The 21,810-nt window shown below is 71.1% G+C and carries 20 protein-coding genes and 1 tRNA gene; 18 read left to right on the top strand and 3 right to left on the bottom strand.

Going from position 1 to position 21,810, the window contains the following annotated elements; translation table 11 throughout:
- Window positions 1-87: 87 nt before the first annotated feature.
- Both DEI96_RS12200 and DEI96_RS12195 read right to left on the bottom strand, forming a co-directional pair.
- Window positions 88-1,044, bottom strand: coding sequence for a metallophosphoesterase (locus tag DEI96_RS12200; protein WP_071405008.1), 957 nt, complete (start codon window positions 1,042-1,044; stop codon window positions 88-90).
- Window positions 1,041-3,602 (bottom strand): transglycosylase domain-containing protein, encoded by a 2,562-nt coding sequence (locus tag DEI96_RS12195; RefSeq protein WP_111022278.1) that lies wholly within the window; start codon window positions 3,600-3,602, stop codon window positions 1,041-1,043. The genes DEI96_RS12200 and DEI96_RS12195 overlap by 4 nt, the downstream gene beginning before the upstream one ends.
- Window positions 3,603-3,652: 50 nt before the next feature.
- Between DEI96_RS12195 and sp36 the strand changes: the two genes are divergently transcribed.
- Both sp36 and DEI96_RS12185 read left to right on the top strand, forming a co-directional pair.
- A complete protein-coding gene (gene sp36 / locus DEI96_RS12190; protein WP_017888699.1) occupies window positions 3,653-3,811 on the top strand; it encodes a Sp36 family protein in 159 nt (52 codons plus the stop codon).
- Window positions 3,808-4,269: a RidA family protein gene (locus DEI96_RS12185; RefSeq protein WP_071405006.1), complete on the top strand. Its 462-nt coding sequence runs from the start codon at window positions 3,808-3,810 to the stop codon at window positions 4,267-4,269. Before sp36 ends, DEI96_RS12185 begins: the two co-directional genes overlap by 4 nt.
- 79 nt (window positions 4,270-4,348) lie before the next feature.
- Here the strand turns inward: DEI96_RS12185 and acs are convergent, their stop codons facing one another.
- Window positions 4,349-6,301, bottom strand: a complete 1,953-nt coding sequence (acs, locus tag DEI96_RS12180) for an acetate--CoA ligase (protein WP_111022279.1) — start codon at window positions 6,299-6,301, stop codon at window positions 4,349-4,351.
- A gap of 753 nt (window positions 6,302-7,054) precedes the next feature.
- Here acs and DEI96_RS12175 point away from each other — a divergent pair.
- The 16 genes from DEI96_RS12175 to DEI96_RS12100 all read left to right on the top strand — a co-directional run bounded on the left by DEI96_RS12175 (window position 7,055) and on the right by DEI96_RS12100 (window position 21,776).
- Window positions 7,055-7,984: a TadA family conjugal transfer-associated ATPase gene (locus DEI96_RS12175; RefSeq protein WP_111022280.1), complete on the top strand. Its 930-nt coding sequence runs from the start codon at window positions 7,055-7,057 to the stop codon at window positions 7,982-7,984.
- On the top strand, window positions 7,981-8,814 hold the full coding sequence (locus DEI96_RS12170) for a type II secretion system F family protein (protein ID WP_181440434.1): 834 nt from the start codon (window positions 7,981-7,983) through the stop codon (window positions 8,812-8,814). The genes DEI96_RS12175 and DEI96_RS12170 overlap by 4 nt, the downstream gene beginning before the upstream one ends.
- 84 nt (window positions 8,815-8,898) lie before the next feature.
- The gene (locus tag DEI96_RS12165; protein WP_175330804.1) at window positions 8,899-9,141 is read left to right on the top strand and encodes a DUF4244 domain-containing protein; all 243 of its coding nucleotides are present in this window, start codon (window positions 8,899-8,901) and stop codon (window positions 9,139-9,141) included.
- Window positions 9,142-9,151: 10 nt separating this feature from the next.
- The gene (locus DEI96_RS12160; protein WP_164941211.1) at window positions 9,152-9,457 is read left to right on the top strand and encodes a TadE family type IV pilus minor pilin; all 306 of its coding nucleotides are present in this window, start codon (window positions 9,152-9,154) and stop codon (window positions 9,455-9,457) included.
- Between the two features lies 1 nt (window position 9,458).
- The gene (locus DEI96_RS12155) at window positions 9,459-9,938 is read left to right on the top strand and encodes a hypothetical protein (RefSeq protein ID WP_111022283.1); all 480 of its coding nucleotides are present in this window, start codon (window positions 9,459-9,461) and stop codon (window positions 9,936-9,938) included.
- Window positions 9,914-12,739 carry a type I DNA topoisomerase gene (gene topA, locus DEI96_RS12150; RefSeq protein WP_111022284.1) on the top strand — a complete coding sequence of 942 codons (2,826 nt, stop codon included), beginning with the start codon at window positions 9,914-9,916 and terminating at the stop codon, window positions 12,737-12,739. Before DEI96_RS12155 ends, topA begins: the two co-directional genes overlap by 25 nt.
- Window positions 12,736-13,371: a dTMP kinase gene (gene tmk, locus DEI96_RS12145; RefSeq protein WP_111022285.1), complete on the top strand. Its 636-nt coding sequence runs from the start codon at window positions 12,736-12,738 to the stop codon at window positions 13,369-13,371. Before topA ends, tmk begins: the two co-directional genes overlap by 4 nt.
- A 25-nt stretch (window positions 13,372-13,396) precedes the next feature.
- Complete coding sequence (locus DEI96_RS12140; RefSeq protein ID WP_111022286.1) at window positions 13,397-14,539, top strand: DNA polymerase III subunit delta'; 1,143 nt, start codon at window positions 13,397-13,399, stop codon at window positions 14,537-14,539.
- Between the two features lie 24 nt (window positions 14,540-14,563).
- On the top strand, window positions 14,564-15,199 hold the full coding sequence (locus DEI96_RS12135) for a TetR/AcrR family transcriptional regulator (protein ID WP_111022287.1): 636 nt from the start codon (window positions 14,564-14,566) through the stop codon (window positions 15,197-15,199).
- A gap of 44 nt (window positions 15,200-15,243) precedes the next feature.
- Window positions 15,244-15,316, top strand: a tRNA-Thr gene (locus tag DEI96_RS12130).
- Between the two features lie 181 nt (window positions 15,317-15,497).
- Complete coding sequence (locus tag DEI96_RS12125; protein WP_111022288.1) at window positions 15,498-16,295, top strand: glycoside hydrolase family 16 protein; 798 nt, start codon at window positions 15,498-15,500, stop codon at window positions 16,293-16,295.
- 189 nt (window positions 16,296-16,484) lie between these two features.
- On the top strand, window positions 16,485-16,925 hold the full coding sequence (locus DEI96_RS12120) for a BLUF domain-containing protein (protein ID WP_071404995.1): 441 nt from the start codon (window positions 16,485-16,487) through the stop codon (window positions 16,923-16,925).
- A gap of 121 nt (window positions 16,926-17,046) precedes the next feature.
- The gene (locus DEI96_RS12115; RefSeq protein WP_111022289.1) at window positions 17,047-18,042 is read left to right on the top strand and encodes a Gfo/Idh/MocA family protein; all 996 of its coding nucleotides are present in this window, start codon (window positions 17,047-17,049) and stop codon (window positions 18,040-18,042) included.
- Window positions 18,043-18,115: 73 nt separating this feature from the next.
- Window positions 18,116-19,627, top strand: coding sequence for a D-alanyl-D-alanine carboxypeptidase/D-alanyl-D-alanine endopeptidase (gene dacB, locus DEI96_RS12110; RefSeq protein ID WP_111022290.1), 1,512 nt, complete (start codon window positions 18,116-18,118; stop codon window positions 19,625-19,627).
- Between the two features lie 23 nt (window positions 19,628-19,650).
- Window positions 19,651-20,271 carry an isochorismatase family protein gene (locus tag DEI96_RS12105; protein ID WP_181440435.1) on the top strand — a complete coding sequence of 207 codons (621 nt, stop codon included), beginning with the start codon at window positions 19,651-19,653 and terminating at the stop codon, window positions 20,269-20,271.
- Window positions 20,268-21,776, top strand: a complete 1,509-nt coding sequence (locus DEI96_RS12100) for an NAD-dependent succinate-semialdehyde dehydrogenase (protein ID WP_111022291.1) — start codon at window positions 20,268-20,270, stop codon at window positions 21,774-21,776. Before DEI96_RS12105 ends, DEI96_RS12100 begins: the two co-directional genes overlap by 4 nt.
- Window positions 21,777-21,810: the final 34 nt, after the last annotated feature.

Genomic DNA, 21,810 nt, shown 5'->3' with positions numbered 1-21,810 from the left:
GATCACTCCGTACCGGAGCAACCAGACAATACTATCCGATGATCGGGGATGCTCACGACCATCCGGTGAACTCCCGGGCGCGTCGGCTCAGGAAGCCCGCGCGGTCAGGGTGACCACGACGGCCTCGGGCCGGCAGGCGAACCGGACGGGCGCGTAGATCGAGGTGCCGAGGCCCGCGGAGACCTCGAGCCACGACCAGTGGTTGCGGTGCTCCCACTTGTGCAACCCGCTGGCGTACCGGCGGGGGAGGTCGCTGTTCGTGACGAGCGCGCCGACCCCGGGGACCGCCACCTGACCGCCGTGGGTGTGCCCGGCGAAGATGATGTCGGCACCCTGCGTCACGAAGGCATCGAGCACGCGACGGTAGGGCGCGTGCGTGACACCGATCGCGACCGGTGCGGGGCCGTCCTCGTCCTCGGACCACGGCACGTCGCTGCGCATCTCGTCGACGTTGGTGGGGAGCAGGTCGAGGCGGTCCCAGTCGCGGTGCGCGTCCGAGGTGCCGAACAGCTCGAACCGGGAGCCGCGGAGTTCGATCGCGTGCGCCTGGTCGTTCAGGTCGAGCCAGCCGAGCGACTCGAAGAACGCCGTCTGCCGATCGATGTCGAGACCGACGGGCTCCGCAGCCTTGTGCATCCGGCTCGGCCCCGAGAAGTACTTGAGCGGGTTGCGCGGGGAGGGCCCGAAGAAGTCGTTCGACCCGTAGGCGAAGACACCGGGCACCCCGCGGAACGGCTCGAGCGCGTACTCCACAGCGGCGTTCGCGGTCGCGTGGCCGAGGTTGTCCCCGGTGTTCACGATGAAGTCCGGTTCGACCAGGCTCAGGTCGCGCAGCCACTGCTGCTTGTCGGCCTGCCACGGGGCCATGTGGATGTCGGAGAGGTGCAGGACGGTGACGTCACGGGATCCCGGCGGGAGCACCGGGACGGTCTCCCACCGGATCCCGAAGCGACGCCGCTCGACGAGCGAGCCCCACGCTGCCGAAGCAGCTCCGACGGCCGCGCCGGCAGCGAGGACGCCGAGTGCGGTGCGACCGCGGGTCACTTGCAGTCCTTGGGCGCCTTGCCGTTCTTGTCGCCGTAGAGCTGGATCGTCACGTTGTCGTTCTTGTTCGCCGTCGCGTTGATCGCCGGCTCGACCGCGGCGACCTTGCAGGTCTTGCCACCGCCGCCCTTGGCGTAGCTGTCGGCGAGGTTGACGCTCGTGAACCCGGCGTCGTTCAGTGCCGAGCGGGCGTCCCCGAGGGAGTCGCCGCCGATCTCCGGAACGGTCGCCTGGGTGCCGTCGGACGTGTAGACGGTGACGCTCGAACCCGAGGAAAGGAGCGCACCCGCCGCCGGGGACGTCGAGGTCACGGAACCGGGGTTCCCCGGGCCGGGACGCGCACCGCCGTCGACGTAGGTGAACCCGGCGCCCGAGATCGCCGCGCGGGCCTCGTCCGCCGTCTTGCCCTGCAGGTTCGGCAGTGCCTTGGCGTTGCCGCGGATCGCGTTCTGCTGCGGGTCCGTGAACGGGCCAGCGGGATAGATCGCGTTGATCGGGGTCATTGCCTCGCGCCAGACCTTGGCTCGGTCTCCGGCGTACGTTCCGCCGACACCGTTGCTGTAGTGACGGAGGTTGTTCTTCTTGCCGTCGGTGTTGCCCTGCCAGTAGGCGGTGGCGACCCGCGAGCTCGCACCAACGAGCCAGATCTGGTCAGCCTCGTCGGTGGTACCCGTCTTGGCGAACAGCTGGGTGCCGTCGGGCGTCTGCGCGCCCACTGCCGTTCCGCTCCTGATCGTGCCCTTCATCGCATAGATCGCTGCCTGGGCGAAGGCCGGATCAACGGCCTGCTGGCAGTCCTTGGTCTGGCCACCGAGCTTCTTGCCGGACGGCGAGGTGATCTCGTCGATGGCGATCGGCTTGCAGTAGATGCCGTTGTTCGCGACGGCCGCGTAGGCCGCGGCCATCGTCATCGGAGCGATCTCGTTCGTGCCCAGGATCGCGGAGGGGTTCTGGTACTGCAGCTCTCCGCCGTCCGCGCGGTGGACACCGAGCGACTGCGCGATGTCACGGATGTCGCAGAGATCGAGCTTCTGCGCCATCGAGGCGAACGCACCGTTGATCGACCCCGCCGTGGCTCCCATCACGCTCCAGTTGCCGCCCTCGCCCGGGGCGTCGTTGGACACCGGGAAGGGGGTTCCGACCGTCTGGCCGCAGATGGTCCAGGGGGACACCGTTCGTTCGGCACCGCTCACGGTCTCGTTCAGACCGTGCCCGGCCTTGACCCAGTCGAGCAGCGTGAACAGCTTGTACGTCGAGCCCGTCTGGAAGCCGCCCGAGCTGCCGTACTTGTAGTCGACGCTGTAGTTGATGCTGGTCGACGTGGGTGCGGACTTCAGCGACTCGTCGAAGTCCTTGTTCTGCGCCATCGTGATGATGCGCCCCGAACCGGCCTCGATCGAGTTGAGCGTCGACCCCAGGGCCAGGTTCGTCTCGGCCTTGTTGTCGTAGGTGTTCAGCAGACGCTTCTGCTCGGCGTTCAGGTCGATGTTCAGCGTCGTCTGGATCTTGTAGCCGCCGTTGCGCCACGCGGTGTCACGTGCCTTCTGCGAGGAGCCGAGCTGCGACATCTCGAGCACGACCTTCTTGGCGTAGTCGCAGAAGAACTGCGAGCCGTCACCGACCGAGGACCGGCAGCCCTGCGAGGGCTGGGTCAGGTGCACGTAGTCCGCCGGCTTCGACTGGCGAGCCGTTCGGTACTCGGCCTCGGTGAGGTTCTTCTGGTCGTACATCGAACGGAGGACGACGTTGCGTCGGGCGACGTTGGCGTCGTACTTCTTCGGGTTCGACAGGTTGCGCGCCTCGGGGTACTGCACGATCGCGATGAGCGACGCGGCCTCGGCCGGGGTCAGGTCGGTCGCGCTCTTGTTGTAGTAGTGCTGCGCCGCAGCCTGCACGCCGTAGGTCTGGTCGCCGAAGTAGGCGATGTTCAGGTAGGCGGTGAGGATCTCCTTCTTGGAGTACTTCTTCGCCAGCCCGATCGCGAGCTTCATCTCCTCGAGCTTGCGGGGGATGGTCTGTTCGACGGCCTCGTTGTAGGCCTTCTCCTGCTCCTTCTTGGTGGGGAGGTTCAGGGCTTCGTTCATCTTGATGTTGCGGACGAGCTGCATGGTCAGCGTCGACCCACCGCCCGAGTCGCCGAGTCCGCCCGCGATGCTGCCCACACCGGCGCGGATGAGCGACGTCATGTCGACGCCGCCGTGGTCGTAGAAGCGCTTGTCCTCGCCGTCGATCGCCGCGTTCTTCAGCTGGTCGCTGATCTGGTCGAACTTCAGCTCTTGGCGGTTCTGGTCATACAGGGTGGCGAAGTGCACGGACTTGCCGCCCGAGTACGCGTACAGCTCGTTGCGCTGCGGCAGGTCGCCGATCTCGATGTACTCCGGCAGGGACTCGAACACACCGATCGTGGATGTCGTCGTGACACCTGCGACGGCGATGGCCGGGGTGACCCCGATCGTGACGAGCAGGCCGGCGAGGGCACTGAACCCGACGAATCCGATGAAGGCGCCGACTGCTGAGACGGGCTTGGTCCGCGATGCAGACGTCTTCTGGGCAGACATAGGATGCAGCCTAAACGACACCCCCGACTGAAAGGCTGGCAAGGAACCGCATGACTCGCTGGGAGTACTTCACCACGCCGCTGATGATCCACAACACCACCGCGATCCTCAACAACTACGGGGACGAGGGCTGGGAGCTGGTCCAGATCGTCACCGGGCCCGAGGGCGGTCTCGTCGCCTACCTGAAGCGTCCCAAGGCCGACGCATGAGCGTCTCCGACCGGCTCGCCGAACTCGGCCTGACGATCCCCGCGGTCGCCGCGCCCGTCGCCGCCTACGTGCCCGCCGTCGTGACGGGCCAGTACGTCTACACGGCGGGCCAGCTGCCCTTCGTCGACGGTGCCCTGCCCGTGACCGGCAAGGTCGGTACCGACGTCGACGCGGAGACCGCTGCCGCGCAGGCTCGCGTGGCCGCGCTGAACGCCCTGGCCGCCGTGCAGTCGGTCGCCGGTTCGCTCGACCGCGTGGCCCGAGTCGTCAAGGTCACGGTCTTCGTCGCGTCGGACCCGTCGTTCACCGGCCAACCCGGTGTCGCGAACGGCGCGTCGACCCTGGTCGGCGAGGTCTTCGGCGACGCCGGCGTCCACGCGCGGAGCGCGGTGGGCGTCGCGGTGCTCCCGCTGGACGCGCCGGTCGAGGTGGAGCTGGTGGTGGAACTCACCGCCTGACGGCAGCGACCGACGGAACGAACGGAAGCAGGGCCTCCAGTCTGTATCTGACTGGAGGCCCTGCTTCCGTCCGGCGGGACTACATGAGTTCCGCGATGGTCGCCATGATCGTCGGGTCGGCGAGCGTCGTCGTGTCGCCGATGCGGCGGCCCTCGGCCGCGTCGCGGAGCAGCCGCCGCATGATCTTGCCGGAGCGTGTCTTCGGCAGCTCCGGCACGATGACGACCTGGCGCGGCTTCGCGATCGCGCCGATCCGCTTGCCGACCCAGTTGCGGAGCTCCGCGGAGGCGGTCTCGCGGTCGACGTCTGCGGCGGCCTCGGCCGTCAGGATGACGAAGGCGACGACGGCCTGCCCGGTGGTCTCGTCGGCGGCGCCGACCACGGCTGCCTCGGCGACGCCCTCGTGGCCGACCAGGGCGGACTCGATCTCGGCCGTCGACAGGCGGTGTCCCGAGACGTTCATGACGTCGTCGACGCGCCCCTGCACCCAGATGTCGCCCTGCCCGTCGAGCCGCGCACCGTCGCCGGCGAAGTAGCGGCCGGGGAACCGCGACCAGTACGTCTCGACGAACCGGTCCGGGTCGTTCCAGATCCCGCGGGCCATCGACGGCCACGGCTCGGTGATCGTGAGGTAGCCGCTCTCGCCAGGTTCGGCACGGTTGCCGTCGTCGTCGACGATCTCGGCGACGATGCCCGGCAGGGGCGTCTGCGCGGCGCCGGGCTTGAGCTTCGTGACGCCGGGCAACGCGGAGATCATGATGGCGCCGGTCTCGGTCTGCCACCAGGTGTCGACGATCGGCGTGCGGTCGTGGCCGATGACCTGGCGGTACCACTGCCACGCCTCGGGGTTGATCGGTTCGCCGACGCTGCCGAGCAGGCGGAGGGTCTCGAGGCTGCGCGCCTCCGGGATCTCGCGGCCGGCCTTCATCGCTGCGCGGACCGCCGTGGGTGCGGTGTAGAGGACGGTGACGCCGTACGCGTCGACGAGGTCCCACCAGCGGCCGGGCTTCGGCTCGTCGGGGGTGCCCTCGTAGAGCACCTGGGTGACGCCGTTGGCGAGCGGGCCGTAGACGACGTAGGAGTGGCCGGTGATCCAGCCGATGTCGGCGGTGCACCAGTAGACGTCCTTCTCCGGGTGCATGTCGAACACGTTCTTGTGCGTGTACGCCGCCTGGGTCAGGTAGCCGCCGGAGGTGTGCACGATGCCCTTCGGCTTCCCGGTCGTGCCTGAGGTGTACAGGATGAACAGCGGGGTCTCGGCGGGGAAGGCCTGGGCCTCGTGGGTCGGCGCCGCCTTCGCCAGCTCGTCGTGCCACCAGACGTCGCGGTCGTTCCAGGCGATGTCGTTGCCGCCGCGCTTGACGACCAAGACGTGCTCGACCGTGTCGGTGCCCTCGCCGGTCAGTGCCTCGTCGACGGCGGGCTTGAGCGGTGAGACGGCACCCCGCCGCCACCCGCCGTCCGCGGTGACGACGAGCTTCGCGCCGGCGTCCTCGATGCGGGCACGGAGGCTCTCCGCGCTGAACCCGCCGAAGACGACCGAGTGCACGGCACCGATGCGGGCGACGGCGAGCATCGTCACGACGGCCTCGGGGATGAGCGGCAGGTACACGACCACCCGGTCGCCCTGGCCCACGCCGAGGTCGGTGAGCATGTTCGCGGCGCGCTGCACCTCGGCGGTCAGCTCGGCGTAGGTGATGCGGCGCGTGTCGCCGGGAGCGCCCTCGAAGTGGATCGCGACCCGGTCGCCGTTGCCGGCGCGGACGTGTCGGTCGAGGCAGTTCTCGGCGACGTTGAGCGTGCCGTCGGCGAACCACTTCGCGAACGGGGCGCCCGACCAGTCCAGGGTCTGCGTGAACGGGGTGCGCCAGTCGAGCAGGGAGCGGGACTGCTCGGCCCAGAACGCCTCGCGGTCGGCCGCTGCTGCGCGGTGGAGATCCTCGCCGGCGACCGCGTCGGCCACGAACTCGGGCGGCGGTGCGAAGGTCGCTCCGTCGTCGCCTCGGGGGTCGGTCTGGGTCGGAGTGGACATCGATGTCCTTTCGCGTCGTTGCGGCCTCTGGTGGCATCCGTCGTGGATGCATGCGAGCATCCGTCGCCGGTGCCTGCGTGCATCCGGAGACTACCCCTCGGCCCGGTCGGGGCGCGGCACGCCCGGAGGTCGTGTCCGGGGTTGCCCTGGAGGGCCGATCGTGGGGTACAGTAGTTCCCGCTGGACTCGTTTCCGGCGGCATCGAATCGGATTCCCCCCAATCCCTCGATGTCAAGGCGGCACCTGTTCCCCCCAACCGGTGCCGCCTCTTCTGTTTCCCGGGGGCCGACTCGAGCGATGGTGGCTCGTCGGGCTCCGCCGTGTGCCCCGATCCGCGCAGGGACGCCGGTCGCGTGGACAGACCGGTCCATGCTCGTGCATGCATTCTGCATGTTCTTGCGTAGCAGGTGCTACGCACAGTCCGGCCGGGGGAAGCGGGGGTGGTGGGCGGCCCCGAGCGCGTCGGTGTCGCATCATCGACCGGGGTACGGCTTTCCGTTTCGGGGGACAAACCGGTCCGTTGGTGGGGCACTCCGACGTTGTCCACAGAAGTGGGGACCGTCCCGGCTGAGGGCTGACGTGCTCCCTACCGTCGGCGGCATGCCCCTGCACCGTGCTCCACTGCTTCCCCGCGCGTCGGCGCCTTCCGCGTCGACATCGCCTGCGTTCTCGGTGCCGGCACCGGCGCGGGCGCATGTTCCGTCGGCGCCGTTCCTGCCCGGGGCAGCGCCGCCGGCTCGTCGCCGGGCGTCCGTGGTCGTCGAGTTCGAGGAACTCGCCGCCCTGGTGGCTGATGCCACCGTGACGGACGTCCTGGTGGTCGGTGGCGTGGGGACGTGGGTCGACCGCGGCACCGGCCTCGAAGCCGTGCAGCCGCGACTGACCGAGGCGCGTGCCCGCGAACTCGCGACCCGGCTCGTCGCGCTCGGCGGCCGCCACGTCGACGAGACCACCCCGTGCGCGGACGTCCGGCACGGCGACGGCGTCCGGGTCCACGTCGTCCTCGCCCCTGTGTCCGTCGGGGGCACCGCCGTGTCGATCCGACTGCCACAGGTCCATCGACCCTCTCTCGCCACCCTCGAACGCGGCGGGACCTTCGCGTTCGTCCCGCGGTCGGTCGTCGAGGACGCCGTCGCTGCGCGCCGGAACGTCCTGGTCACCGGCGCGACCGGGAGCGGCAAGACCACCCTGCTCGCGGCGATGCTCGGGAACGTCCCCGTCGACGAGCGGATCGTGACGGTGGAGGACGTCGCGGAGCTCCGGATCGCCCATCCGCACGTCGTCGCGCTCGAGGCGCGGCAGGCGAACGCCGAGGGGGTCGGCGCGCTCGGCCTCGACCGGCTCGTGCGCGAGGCGCTGCGGATGCGCCCCGACCGGATCGTCGTGGGGGAGTGCCGCGGCGCCGAGGTCCGCGAACTCCTCTCCGCCCTGAACACCGGGCACGACGGGGGAGCCGGCACCGTGCACGCCAACGGCATCGCCGACGTGGCCGCGCGCCTCGAAGCGCTCGGGGCACTCGCCGGCCTCGGTGCCGAGGCGCTCGCCCGGCAGGCCGTCAGCGCCTTCGACCTGGTCCTGCACGTGGAGCGACGAGCAGGCCAGCGACGGCTCGGTGGTGTGGGCACGTTGTGCGTCGGCCCGGACGGGAGGCTCGAGGTGTGCCCGGTGGACGGGCTGCGGTGAGACGACCCACACCCGACGGCCCGGCGCGGGTGGCCGGGGTGCTCGACCGGGTGGCGACGCTGGTCTCGGCAGGCGTCCCGCCGCCGCGGGCCTGGCGGCTCGTCGGCGGTCTGCCCGGGGTCGGAGGACCCGCCCAGCAGGACATCGTCGTCGTCCTCCGCGTGGCGGACCGGACGGGAGCGCCCGTCGCGGAGACCCTCCGCGGGCTCGCCGGTGCGCTCCGGCGGGCCGCAGCATCGGACCGGGCGATCCGGGTCGCCCTGGCGGGCCCGCGGACGAGCGCCCGGGTCGTGCTCGCGCTGCCGCTCTTCGGGTTGGGGCTCGGTGCGGCCTGGGGTGCCGGTGCCGTCGAGGTCCTGGTCGGCTCACCGGCCGGTTGGGCGTGCTCGTGCACCGCGGCGGCCCTCGTGCTGGCCGGGCGACGGTGGACCGCCCGGCTGGTCCGTTCCGCGACCCCCGACGGCCGAGTCCCCGGGGTGCTCCTCGACGCCTGGGCCGTGGCGGTCGCCGGAGGCGGGTCGTGGAGCACCGCCGGGCAGGCAGTCGCCGAGGCGTCCGCGGGAGCCGCCCCGCCCGCCGGGGACGTGCACCGGCTGCGGGAGGTCCTCGACCTCGCCCGGCGCGCCGGGGTGCCCGCCGCGGGGTTGCTCCGCCGCGCCGCCGAGGACGTGCGCGACGAGGCCGCTGCCGACGGGCTCGTGGCGGCGGAACGACTGGCGGTCCGACTGGTGCTGCCGCTCGGGGTCTGCGTCCTGCCGGCGTTCGTGCTCGTGGGGGTGGTGCCCGTGGTGGTCGGGGTCCTCTCCTCCACGGTGGGCGGGGCCGCGTGACCTCTCCACAGATGGCGCCGAGGCCTCGTCGTCGACACCCCGGTCAGGACACGCTGGTCCCACCGAACAGAAAGGACGGACTCCATGAGCACCACGTCATCCCCCGACCGCCGCACCCGTCGGGCCATCCGCCACCACCGTCGCCCGCGTCGCCTCGTCGCCCGGTGGTCGTCCCGGCTGCGGGACGACCGGGGATCGGCCACCGCCGAGTACGCGGTCGTCATCCTCGCCGCCGTGGCGTTCGCCGGTGTGCTCGTCGCGGTCATGCGCTCCGGCGAGGTCCAGACCATCCTCACCGACCTCGTCCGTGGCGCGCTCTCGCTGTGAGCGCGGCTCCGTGACCGTCGAGTTCGCGGTGGCGCTCCCCGTGGTGGCGATCGTGTTGACCGCCCTCGTCGCGGCCGTCCTCGTCGTCGACGCACAGGGCCGTCTGCAACTCGCCGCAGCCACCGCCGCCCGGGCGATCGGGCGTGACGACGAGCACCAGGGCCGGTCCGCGGCCGACCGGATCGCTCCGGGGGTCTCGGTCGTCGTCCGGTCGGACGGTGACCTGGTCTGCGTCGACGCCACGCGCGGCGGGACCGGCCCCTTCGCGGCGCTCCCACTGACCGCGACGGCGTGCGCCGCGGCCCGAGGGGGCTGACGTGACGATCCCCGACGGCCAACGCGGCTCGGCGACCGTGCTGCTCGTGGCGGTCTTCGGCGTGGGGGTCCTCGTCGGGTCCACGGCGCTCGCCGCCGCCGGCCACCGCACGCAGGCCCTCCGCGCCCAGGCCGCCGCCGACGCCGCCGCCGTGGGCACCGCGGCGGCCGCCACCGGGCTGGTGCCGGGGGAGCCGTGTGCGGTCGCGACCCGGATCGCCACGGCGAACGGGGCCGCCCTCGACGCCTGCGAACTCGTCGCCACCGCGGCCCGCGTCCGCGTGGTCGTGGGCACCGGACCGTTCGTCGTCGGCGCACTCGCGGTGGCCGGTCCGGCAGGCGACCCGCCCGAACACTATGTGTATGGTGTGCCTGTCGGCCCGCGGTCACCGATGTCCCGGTCGACCCGGACACGCTCGTGGCCAGGGCCGATCAGCACCATCGATCAAGGAGACACGTGCCAGGCACGAAGAAGCTCGTGATCGTCGAGAGCCCTGCGAAGGCGAAGACGATCGCGCAATACCTCGGTGACGGATACGAAGTCCAGGCCTCGGTCGGACACATCCGCGACCTCGTCGAGCCGAAGAACCTGCCGCCCGAGCTCAAGAAGGGCTCCCTCGGCAAGTTCTCGGTGGACGTCGACAACGGCTTCGAGCCGTACTACGTCGTGTCCGACGCCAAGAAGAAGACCGTCTCCGAGCTGAAACGCGCCCTCAAGGACGCCGACGAGCTCTACCTCGCAACAGATGAAGACCGCGAGGGTGAAGCGATCGCGTGGCACCTGCTGCAGGTCCTGAAGCCGAAGGTCCCCGTCAAGCGGATGGTCTTCCACGAGATCACGAAGGAGGCGATCCAGCGCGCGCAGGAAGCCACCCGTGAGCTCGACACCGCCCTCGTCGACGCGCAGGAGACCCGCCGCATCCTCGACCGGCTGTACGGGTACGAGGTCTCCCCGGTCCTGTGGCGCAAGGTCGCCCCCGGTCTGTCCGCCGGCCGGGTGCAGTCCGCCGCCACCCGTCTCGTCGTCGACCGCGAGCGCGAGCGCCTGGCCTTCGTGTCCGCCAACTACTGGGACCTCTCCGCCCGGTTCGAGAAGGCCGGCGAGTCCTCCTTCTCGGCGCGACTCGCCCGGATCCACGGCACACGCGTCGCCTCCGGCCGTGACTTCGACGACCGCGGCACGCTCAGCGGTGACGTCGTCCGGCTCGACGAGGCCGCTGCCGCGTCGCTGACCACGGTCCTCGAGCGCGCCGGCGACGCCACCGTCCGCAGCGTCGACTCGAAGCCGTACACGCGACGCCCGGCCGCGCCGTTCACCACGTCGACGCTCCAGCAGGAAGCCGCGCGCAAGCTCCGCCTGTCCCCGCGACAGACCGCTCGCGCTGCGCAGACCCTGTACGAGAACGGCTACATCACCTACATCCGTACCGACTCGGTCTCGCTCTCGAAGCAGGCCATCGACGCGGCCCGCAAGCAGGCAGCGGACCTGTACGGCTCGGCCACCGTGCCCGACAAGCCCCGCCTGTACGCGAGCAAGAGCAAGAACGCGCAAGAGGCGCACGAGGCGATCCGTCCCGCCGGCGACTCCTTCCGTACCCCGCAGGACCTGCAGGGCACCCTCACCGGTGTCGAGTGGCGCCTCTACGACCTCATCTGGAAGCGCACCATCGCGTCCCAGATGGCGGACGCGAAGGGTTCGACCGCGTCGATCGTGCTCGGCATCTCCTCGACCGAGTCGGTCGAGGGCATCGCCTCGACCGCGAACGGCACGGACGCCGAGTTCACCGCCTCCGGCACCGTCATCACGTTCCGCGGCTTCCTCAGCGCCTACGAAGAAGGCCGTGACGAGGACCGCCACGAGTCCTCCGAGCGTGCCGGTCAGGACGTCGCCCTGCCGAACGTGGCCCAGGGCGAGCACCTCACGGTCACCGACGTCGAGGCGAAGGGGCACGACACCACCCCGCCGCCGCGCTTCACCGAGGCGAGCCTCATCAAGACGCTGGAAGAGCTGGGGATCGGGCGTCCGTCGACCTACCCCACGATCAGCCCGACGATCATCGACCGCGGCTACGTCTCGCTCCGCGGCACGCAGCTGGTGCCGAACTGGATCGCGTTCAGCGTCGTGCGCCTGCTCGAGGAGTACTTCGGCGAGCTCGTGGAGTACGACTTCACCGCCGAGATGGAAGAAGACCTCGACCGCATCGCTCGCGGCGACGCGGACCGGGTGGACTGGCTCAAGGGCTTCTACTTCGGTGGCGGCGACGACGACCAGCGCGGCCTGCGGACGGTCATCGACAACCTCGGTGAGATCGACGCCCGCGAGATCAACTCGGTCGAGCTCGCTCCGGGCCTCACGCTCCGGATCGGTCGGTACGGCCCCTACATCGAGGTGCCGAGCGACGACCCCGAGAAGCCGCGGCGCGTCAACGTGCCCGAGGACCTCGCTCCCGACGAACTGACCGTCGAGAAGGCGAAGGAACTCGTCGACGCCCCGGTGATCGGCGACCGTGTCGTCGGGATCAACCCGGAGACCGGCAAGGAGGTCCTGGCGAAGGACGGCCGCTTCGGCCCCTACGTCACGGAGCGCACCCCGGAGCCCGAACCCACCGTGGACCCGAAGACCGGCGAGGTCGTCGAAGCGCCCGCAGCGGCAGAGGCCCCCGTGGCCGACGCGGCTGCTGCGACCGCGACGAGCGAGACGGCGTCGGCGACCGCGAAGAAGGCCCCCGCCAAGAAGGCGCCTGCGAAGAAGACGACGAAGAAGGCCGCGGCGCCGAAGGAACGCACCGCTTCGCTCTTCAAGTCGATGGACCCGCAGACCGTCGACCTCGAGACCGCGCTGAAGCTCCTCGACCTGCCCCGCGTCGTCGGCCAGGACCCGGAGACGGGCAACGACATCACGGCGCAGAACGGCCGGTACGGGCCGTACCTGAAGAAGGGGACGGACACCCGGACCCTGCCCGGCGAGGACGCGATCTTCGACATCGACCTTCCCGGCGCACTCGAGCTGTTCGCGCAGCCGAAGTACGGCGGCAACCGCACCGCGAGCGCCGCGCTCAAGGAGTTCGACGCCGACCCGGTGTCCGGCAAGCCGATCAAGATGAAGGACGGCCGGTTCGGCCCGTACGTCACCGACGGCGAGACGAACGCGACCATCCCGAAGGGCGAGGACGTCGAGGCCGTCGACCACGCCCGCGCGGTCCAGCTCATCGCCGACAAGCGTGCCAAGGGGCCGGTCAAGAAGAAGACCCCGGCTCGTCGGACGGCGGCCAAGAAGAAGTGACCGGTCGCTTCATCACGCTCGAGGGCGGCGACGGCGCGGGCAAGACGACCCAGGCGGAGCTGCTCTCGGCGTGGCTCGGTGCGCACGGCCGGACCGTGGTGCGCACCCGCGAACCCGGCGGCACCGACCTCGGCGTCCAGATCCGGCAGATGGTCCTGCACGAGCGGGGCCACGTCGCACCCCGGGCCGAGGCGCTCCTGTACGCGGCCGACCGAGCCCAGCACGTCGAGACGGTCGTCCGTCCGGCGATCGCCCGCGGCGAGGTCGTCCTGCAGGACCGCTACATCGACTCGTCCGTCGCCTACCAGGGCGTCGCGCGCGGCCTCGGCGCCGAGCAGGTCCGGTCCGTCTCGGAGTGGGCAGCGGACGGTCTCGCACCGGACCTCACGATCCTGCTCGACCTCGACGTCACCGTCGGACGCGCCCGGGTGGCCGCGGCGCGGGGCGACACCTTCGACCGTCTCGAGTCCGAGGCTGCCGCGTTCCACGAGTCCGTCCGTCAGGCCTTCCTCGCGATGGCCGAGGCCGAGCCGGCGCGCTTCCTGGTGGTCGATGCCTCGGCCCCGACCGACACCGTGCAGGACGCGGTCCGTCGAGCGGTCGCCCCGCTCGTCGGGATCGACCCGGCATGACGGTGGTCACTGACAGGATGGTCCCGTGAGCGTGTGGGACGGCCTGACCGGGCAGGAAGAAGCGGTCGCGTCGCTGCGCAACGCGGCCGAGTCCACCGACGGCACCGGCGGCATGACGCACTCGTGGCTCATCACCGGCCCGCCCGGGTCGGGACGGTCGAACGTGGCGACCGCCTTCGCGGCGGCGCTCGTGGGCAACGGCCCCGACGACGACCACACCCTGCGGCAGATCACCGCGAAGACCCACCCCGACGTCTCGGTGCTCACGACCCAGCGCGTGATCATCACGATCGACGAGATCCGGCAGCTCGTCACCTCGTCGTACTACTCGCCGTCAGTCGGCCGCTACCGCGTCGTCATCATCGAGGACGCCGACCGCATGACCGAGCGCACCTCGAACCTGCTGCTCAAGGCGCTCGAGGAACCCCCGGAGCGCACGGTGTGGATCCTCTGCGCTCCGAGTGAAGCCGACCTGTTGCCGACGATCCGGTCGCGCGTCCGCTCGGTCCGCCTGCGCGTGCCCGGCATCGAGTCCGTCGCCGACCTGCTCGTCGCCCGGACCGGCGTCGATCGTGCCCTCGCGATGGATGCTGCTCGCCAGGCGCAGAGCCACATCGGCATGGCGCAGCGTCTCGCCACGAGCGAGCCGGCCCGAGGCCGTCGCCGCCGGACCCTGACGACCGTGCTCGGTGTGCGGAGCGTGGGCGATGCCGTCATGGCGGCCGCCGAGCTCCTCGCCGTCGCCGACGAGGACGCGAAGTCCATCACCGAGCAGCGCGACTCCGAAGAGCGCGACGCAGCCCTGCGCTCGCTCGGGGTCGAACCCGGCGGGACGATCCCGCCGGCGCTCCGGTCGCAGCTCCGCGCCCTCGAGGACGACCAGAAACGCCGGGCCACCCGCAGCCTGCGTGACGGCCTCGACCGGATCCTGGTGGACGTCTCGTCCCTGTACCGCGACCTGCTCCTGCTGGGGCTCGGAGCCCCGGCGGAACCGGTCAACCTGGCCATGCAGGACCAGCTCGAACACGCGCTGCCGACGACACCGCCCGCTGCCGCGCTCGAGGTCCTCGACGCCGTCGCCCTGGCGCGCCAGCGCATCGCGGCGAACGTGGCGGCACTCCTGGCGCTCGAAGCACTGCTCGTCACCATCGCCCGCGCCCGCCGCTGAGGCCCGGCGTGCGACAATCACGGCATGCCCGACGCTGAACCCGGCCTGCGCGAACGGAAGCGCCGCGCCACCCGGCGCGCCATCCAGCAGGCTGCGCTCCGGATCGCCATCGAGGACGGCCTCGGCGCGGTGACGGTGGACGAGATCTCCCGGCGGGCCGACGTCTCGCCCCGGACGTTCTTCAACTACTTCCCGAGCAAGGAGCAGGCGATCCTCGGGGACGACCCGCAGCTGCCCGACGACGCGGCGTTGCAGGCGTTCGTCGACGGTGGTCCGAGCGGTGACCTGCTCGCCGACATCGGCACGCTGCTCGTGCACTCCACGCGGGAACTGATCGAGGAGCGCGGGCTCATCGAGGAGCGGCAGCAGGTGCTCCGCGCGAACCCGGAGCTGTTCAGCCGTCGCATGGCGTCCATGAAGGAGTTCCAGGCGGAGCTGCAGGCGGCCGTCACGCGACGGCTCGAACACGCCGACCCGGAGCTCGCCGCCGACGCCGAGGCACTCCGCCGCCGCGCGGGTCTCGCGGCCATCGTCGCCCTCGCCGCCCTGCGCCACGCGTGGTGGGAGTGGTCGGGTTCCGAGGCCGGAACACACCTGGTCGACGAGCTCGAACGGTCCTTCTCCGAGCTCGGCGTGCTGGTTTCGCGTTCACTCGTCTGAACCTGTATAGTCATTGCTCGTGCCACTCCGGACATGGAGTGTGTGCCGCCTTAGCTCAGTCGGTAGAGCGATTCACTCGTAATGAATAGGTCGTCGGTTCGATTCCGACAGGCGGCTCCGTGAACACCCCGGTCAGACCCACTCGAAGTGGCTCTGACCGGGGTTTTCGTATTCCGGACGAAACCCGTGTCCCTCGCCCGAGGGACAGACGTCGGGCGCGTCCGCGGGCTAGCCTTGTCCGCGATACGGGGGACACGATGACCGACCACCAGCCCAGCGCTCCACCGGCGGTGACGCCGTGCTGAAGCGTGTCCTGGTCATCGTCGTGATCGCTGCCACCGCCGGGGCCCTCGCGGTCACCGCGGCAGCCGTGCCCGAGTCCCGTGCCACGTCCGCATCGACCTCGTCGCCGAGCACCGGTCCTTCCGCGACCCCGACGGCGTCCGCGACCGGCCCCGCGTACCTCGCGGACCGCGAGCCGACCTTCTCCGAGGACTTCGACACCCCCGCCGCAGCTGGCGGCCCCTTCGCCGAGACGTACCGGAACTCGTGGCAGCCGTACCCCGACGGCACGGGCGGCAAGTACTACTCGGACAAGCTCATCAGCGCCCACGACGGCTACCTGGACGTCGCGATGGACGGGGAGCACGGCGCCGCCGGGACGTTCGGCACCCCCACCGGCGCCTGGTCACACGTCGGCGGCACCTTCAGCATCCGTGCGCGGGCGACCGGTGGCGACGGCAACGGGATCGCGGTCATGCTCTGGCCGACGTCGAACGCCTGGGCGGACGGCGAGCTGAACTACCCGGAGGGGCAGTTCAACGGCTCACCGCGCGTCTTCCACCACTCGATGCTCCAGGGGCTCGAGAAGCGGACCGAGCACTACAACACCAGGGTGTCCTGGAACGACTGGCACACCTACACGACCGAGTGGGTGCCGGGGAAGATCATCCGGTACTACCTCGACGGCAAGCTCGTGTTCACGGTGCCGCGCAACGTGCCCACCACGCCGCATCGCTACATGTTCCAGATCGGCAACTGGGGCGACCCGGGGCACGTGCAGATCGACTGGGTCCGCACCTACGACACGGAGTGACCAAACCCCCCGGACGGGGGCTCCGAATCAGTCCGGTCGTACGACCCGACACCCGTGTGCTCGCGTCGATGACCCGAACCTCGACGCGGGTGCGCGGGCGGGAACGATCCCCGTTCTGGGGATTCCCCTGCCGGGCCACTCGGGCAACGATGGGACACGAACCCGTTCCGTCGTCACCGAGAGGTCGTCATGCTGCTGTCCCTGGTCTACATGAGCGCAGCGAACGAGGTGTTCGACCAGGAGCGGCTCGACGCACTGCTCGAGCACGCACGGGTCCGCAACACCGCGTCCGGCCTGTCCGGTCTGCTCGTCTACAAGGACGGCCGGTTCATGCAGCTGCTCGAGGGCCCCGAGGCGGCCGTGCTCGAGACGTACCAGCGCATCATCGACGACCCGCGGCACACCGACGTCGGCCTGCTCGTCGAGGAGCGTATCCACACCCGGCGTTTCGGCGAGTGGAAGATGGCGTTCCACCGGGAGGCCGAAGCCGACCTGCCCGACGGCTTCGACTCGTTCCTCGCCGAGGGCGATGCGAGCGCCGACACGAGCCGTGCCCGTGAGCTCCTGCGCTGGTTCCGGAACCACCCGATGGCCGCCCCGGACGCCGCGCTCGGCAAGCACCGCCGCTGACGACCCGAGGCGGGCACCGCCGCTGACGACCCGAGGCGGGCACCGCCGCTGACCGCCCGACGCGGACCCCGCTGACGACCGCCGCGGGCCGCGCCACACGCCGCGCTGGTAGACAGGACCCATGACGGTTCGCTGGGGAGTCATCGGCACAGGCGGCATCGCACGGTCCTTCGTGGGTGACTGCACCGCGGCCGGCATCGTGTTCACGGCCGTGGGCAGCCGCACCCGCGAACACGCCGAGGCCTTCGCCGCCGAGTTCGGCATCGAGCGGGCCCATGGTTCCTACGAGGACCTGGTGGCGGACGACGACGTCGACGCGGTCTACATCGCGACCCCGCACGTCCGGCACGCCGAGGACGCCCTGCTCGCGATCCGGGCGGGCAAGCACGTCCTGGTCGAGAAGGCCTTCACGATGACCGCGGCCGAGGCCCGGACGGTCGTCAACGCCGCGAGGCAAGCGGGTGTCGCGGTGATGGAGGCGATGTGGACCCGCTTCCTGCCGCAGATGGCGATGATCCGCGAGGTCGTCGCCGAGGGACGGATCGGCCGCCCGATGGTGGTCGAGGCGACCCACCACCAGGCGCTCCCGACGGACCCCGGCCACCGGTTGCGCGACCCGGCACTCGGCGGGGGAGCGATGCTCGACCTCGGGATCTACCCGGTGTCCTTCGCGGTGGACGTGCTCGGGGTGCCGACCGCGCTGGTCGCAGCCGGGATGCTGAGCGAGCAGGGCGTCGACGAACAGATGGGCCTGGTCATGACGCACCGGGGCGGTGCGCAGTCGATGATCCACTTCGGGATGGACCTGCGGAGCCCGAACACGGCGTCGATCATCGGCGAGACCGGCCGCATCGACCTCGACTCCACCTGGTACACGCCGACCACCTGGCGGATCCGTGACCGCGACGGTGCCGTCGTCGAGGAGTTCGACGGCCGCGAGGAGCTCGCCGGCTACGAGCACGAGGCCCGCGCCTTCGAGACGATGATCACGTCGGGCCGCCACGACGGCGGCCCGATGGACCCGGACGAGACCGTCGCGATCATGGCGGTGCTGGACGAGGCACGACGCCAGGTCGGGGTCCGGTACCCGGCCGACGGTCCCGTCACGGCTCCCTGATCCGGCTCCCGTCCGCCACGGATCCCGGATCCGGCCTGGAGGCTCCTGCCGCAGTTCCGTAGGATCGGTCGCGATGTCCGAGCAGCAGCCCACCCCGCGTTCCGTCCCGGAGCGGTTCCGCGCCGCCGTCACCGCGGTGCGGGCCTCCGCCGCGCGACGCCCGGTCCCGTGGATCGCCGGTGGTCTCGCGGCGCTGCTCGTGGTCGGTTCCGGTGGGGCCGTCGCCGTCGCTGCGGCCACGACCCCGGACTCCCGGACCGCTGCGGCGCCCAGCCCGACCCGGACCGCGTCCTCGGCTCCGGACCGGACGACCACCACGAAGCGCCCGACCACGAAGCCGTCCCCCACCCCGACCGCCGATGCCCGCGCGGTGCCGGACGACCTCGCCGGTCCGTCCGCGCTCCGGACCTGCTCGATCGCGACGGCTGCGTCGGCGAGCGGCCTCGGCGACTTCGAGGGGTACGTGATGGACGCGAAGACGGGCAAGGTCCTGTTCTCGAAGCACGGCGAGCGGGCCGCCCAGACCGGCAGCGTCATGAAGACCCTGACCTCGGCGACCGCGCTCTCGGTGCTCGGGGGCGACCACCGCATCCCGACGACCGTCGCACGGGAGTCCGCGAACACCGTCGCCCTGGTCGGACACGGCGACGCGACGCTGTCCGCCGGCGGCGGCACGGTGTACCCGGGCGCCCCGACCCTCGCCCAGCTCGCGCAGCAGGTGAAGGCGAAGGTCGGCGACACCCCGGTCACCACGATCGTCACCGACGACACGTACTGGAGCGACGCCGACGCCTGGGACCCCACGTGGCCGGTGTCCGAACGCACCATCGGGTACCAGCCGAAGGTCACGGCGCTCATGGTCGACGGTGACCGGGCGAACCCCGCGGCGGCGACCTCGCCCCGGTCGGAGGACCCGGTCGGACGCGCCGGCATCGCCTTCCGGACGGCACTGGCGAACGCTGGCGTCGCTGGCGCCTCGTCAGCGCAGATCGTCAAGCGGGCGACCACCGGCACCGAGACGATCGCCACGGTGTCGTCGCAGCCGGTGTCGACGCTCATCGGGCAGATGATCCCGAACTCGGACAACACCCTGGCCGAGATGCTCGCCCGGGTGTCCTCGAAGGAGTCCGGCTCGAACGGCTCGGCGGCGTCGCTGTCGTCCGTGTACCAGTCGGCACTGCGCTCCTACGGCCTCGACCCGGCCGGCATCGTGATCAAGGACGGCTCGGGCGAGAGTGCCTCGAACGCCGTGTCGCCGGAGTTCGTCGCACACCTCATGGTGCAGGTCGCCTCCGGCGCGAAGGGCCTCGGCACGCTCGCGAACGCCCTGCCGGTGTCCGGCCAGTCCGGCACCCTGGCCAGCCGGTTCACCGGCGCGAACGCGGTCGCCCGCGGCAAGGTGCACGCGAAGACGGGCTGGATCGACAGCGCGAACACCCTCGGCGGCTACATCGACGCCGCCGACGGGTCGCGGCTGACCTTCGCCTTCTACGCCATCGGATCGCCGCGTGCAGCGGCACTGCCGGCACTCGATGCGGTGACCGCCGCGACGTACTCGTGCGGGAGCAAGCTCACCGGCTCCTGAGCCGACGGGTGTTGGATGGACCCATGCCAAGAGCACTGCTCGTCGTGGACGTCCAGAACGACTTCACCGAAGGCGGTGCGCTCGCGGTCACCGGGGGAGCGGCGCTCGCGAAGCGCATCACCGCGTTCCTCGGTCGGCACGGGGACGAGTACGACCTGATCGTGGCGTCCCGCGACTGGCACCACGGCGACGACGACAACGGCGGACACTTCGCCGGACCCGACGGACCCGACTTCGTCGACACGTGGCCGGTGCACTGCGTCGCCGGCACACCCGGGGCCGATTACCACCCCGATCTCGACACCGCACTGATCGACGTCGACGTCCGCAAGGGGCAGGGCACGCCGGACTACTCGGCGTTCCAGGCCCGGACCGAGGCGGGCGTCCCGCTGGCCGAGGTGCTCGCCGAGCGCCGCGTGCACACGATCGACGTCGTCGGCATCGCCACCGACCACTGCGTCCGTGCCTCGGCGCTCGACGCCCGTGCCGCGGGCCTCGACGTCGCCGTGTACGAGGACCTGGTGGCCGGGGTCGACGTCGAGCGCAGCGCCCGGGCGCTCGACGAGATCCGGGCGGCCGGCGGACACGTCGACCGCAGCGACATGGACGAGGGCCTCGCGAACCCAGGAGGAGCACGACTGTGACCGACACCACCACGAACGAAACCACCACCACCACCGTCGCCGACGAGCACGTCCGCGTCGAGGGCGTCCCCACCGGACTCTTCATCGGCGGCACCTGGCGCGCCTCGTCGAGCGGGTCCACCTTCGCCGTGCACGACCCGTCGACCGGTGCCGTCCTGGCCGAGGTCGCCGACGCCACCCCCGAGGACGGCCTCGCGGCCCTCGACGCAGCCGCCGCGGCGCAGGAGTCGTGGGCGGCGACGGCCCCACGCACGCGCTCGGACATCCTGCGCCGGGCCTTCGACCTGGTGCACGAGCACGCCGACGACCTCGCGGCCCTGATGTCGCTCGAGATGGGCAAGCCCCTGGCCGAGGCCCGCGGTGAGGTCGTCTACGGCGGCGAGTTCCTGCGGTGGTTCTCGGAGGAAGCGGTCCGCATCACCGGCGACTACCGCACGAACCCCGAGGGCACCGGCCGCGCGATCGTGCTGAAGCGTCCGGTCGGCCCCGTGTACGCGATCACCCCGTGGAACTTCCCGCTCGCGATGGCGACGCGGAAGATCGGCCCGGCCCTGGCCGCCGGCTGCACGGTGGTCGCGAAGCCGGCCGACCTCACCCCGCTGACGACCCTGTTCCTGGTAGAGCTGTTCCGCCGTGCCGGGCTGCCGGAGGGCGTGCTCAACGTGATCCCGTCGAGTGACGCCAAGGGACTGTCGGAGCCGATCATCGCCGACCCGCGCCTGCGCAAGCTGACGTTCACCGGTTCGACCCCGGTCGGTTCGGCGCTCCTCAGGCAGGCGGCGGACAACGTGCTCAAGACGAGCATGGAGCTCGGCGGCAACGCTCCGCTGCTCGTGTTCGACGACGCCGATCTCGACGAGGCGGTGGACGCGGCGATGCTCGCGAAGTTCCGCAACACGGGCGAGGCCTGCACCGCCGCGAACCGGTTCTTCGTGCAGGACGGCATCGCCGACGCGTTCGTCGCGGCCCTCACCGAGAAGGTGGACGCCCTGCGCGTCGGCCGGGGCACCGAGGACGGCACGACGCTCGGACCCCTCATCGACGACCGCGCCGTGGACAAGGCCGCCTCGCTCGTCGACGACGCCCTCGGCCGCGGTGCCCGGCTCGTCACGGGCGGCCACCGGATCGACCGCCCGGGCACCTTCTACGAGGCGACGGTGATCGACGACGTGCAGCCCGGCTCGGAGATCATGACGACGGAGATCTTCGGACCGGTCGCCTCGGTCACGCGCTTCAGCACCGAGGACGAGGGGATCCGGCTCGCCAACGACACCGAGTACGGGCTCATCGCTTACGCCTTCACGACCGACTTCCGGCGTGGTCAGCGTCTCGCCGAGCGCCTGGAGACGGGCATGCTCGGGCTGAACACGGGCGTCGTCTCGAATGCGGCGTTCCCGTTCGGCGGTGTGAAGTCCTCCGGCCTCGGCCGCGAGGGGTCGCACGAGGGCATCGAGGAGTACCTCGAGACCGTCTACGTGCTGACGCCGGACCCCTTCGCCGCCTGAGCCTGAGCCCGAGCCCGACCCCGAGCCCGGATCG

The sequence above is a fragment of the Curtobacterium sp. MCLR17_031 genome (assembly GCF_003234775.2).
Taxonomy (GTDB): Bacteria; Actinomycetota; Actinomycetes; order Actinomycetales; family Microbacteriaceae; genus Curtobacterium; species Curtobacterium flaccumfaciens.
This window is presented reverse-complemented; position numbering and strand designations above follow the sequence as displayed.

Excerpts from the sequence above, each read along its gene's own strand:
- DEI96_RS12195 (WP_111022278.1), bottom strand. The coding sequence starts at position 3,602 with ATGTCTGCCCAGAAGACGTCTGCATCGCGGACCAAGCCCGTCTCAGCA.
- sp36 (WP_017888699.1), top strand. The coding sequence starts at position 3,653 with ATGACTCGCTGGGAGTACTTCACCACGCCGCTGATGATCCACAACACC.
- DEI96_RS12185 (WP_071405006.1), top strand. The coding sequence starts at position 3,808 with ATGAGCGTCTCCGACCGGCTCGCCGAACTCGGCCTGACGATCCCCGCG.
- acs (WP_111022279.1), bottom strand. The coding sequence starts at position 6,301 with ATGTCCACTCCGACCCAGACCGACCCCCGAGGCGACGACGGAGCGACC.
- DEI96_RS12165 (WP_175330804.1), top strand. The coding sequence starts at position 8,899 with ATGAGCACCACGTCATCCCCCGACCGCCGCACCCGTCGGGCCATCCGC.
- DEI96_RS12135 (WP_111022287.1), top strand. The coding sequence starts at position 14,564 with ATGCCCGACGCTGAACCCGGCCTGCGCGAACGGAAGCGCCGCGCCACC.
- DEI96_RS12120 (WP_071404995.1), top strand. The coding sequence starts at position 16,485 with ATGCTGCTGTCCCTGGTCTACATGAGCGCAGCGAACGAGGTGTTCGAC.
- DEI96_RS12115 (WP_111022289.1), top strand. The coding sequence starts at position 17,047 with ATGACGGTTCGCTGGGGAGTCATCGGCACAGGCGGCATCGCACGGTCC.
- dacB (WP_111022290.1), top strand. The coding sequence starts at position 18,116 with ATGTCCGAGCAGCAGCCCACCCCGCGTTCCGTCCCGGAGCGGTTCCGC.
- DEI96_RS12105 (WP_181440435.1), top strand. The coding sequence starts at position 19,651 with ATGCCAAGAGCACTGCTCGTCGTGGACGTCCAGAACGACTTCACCGAA.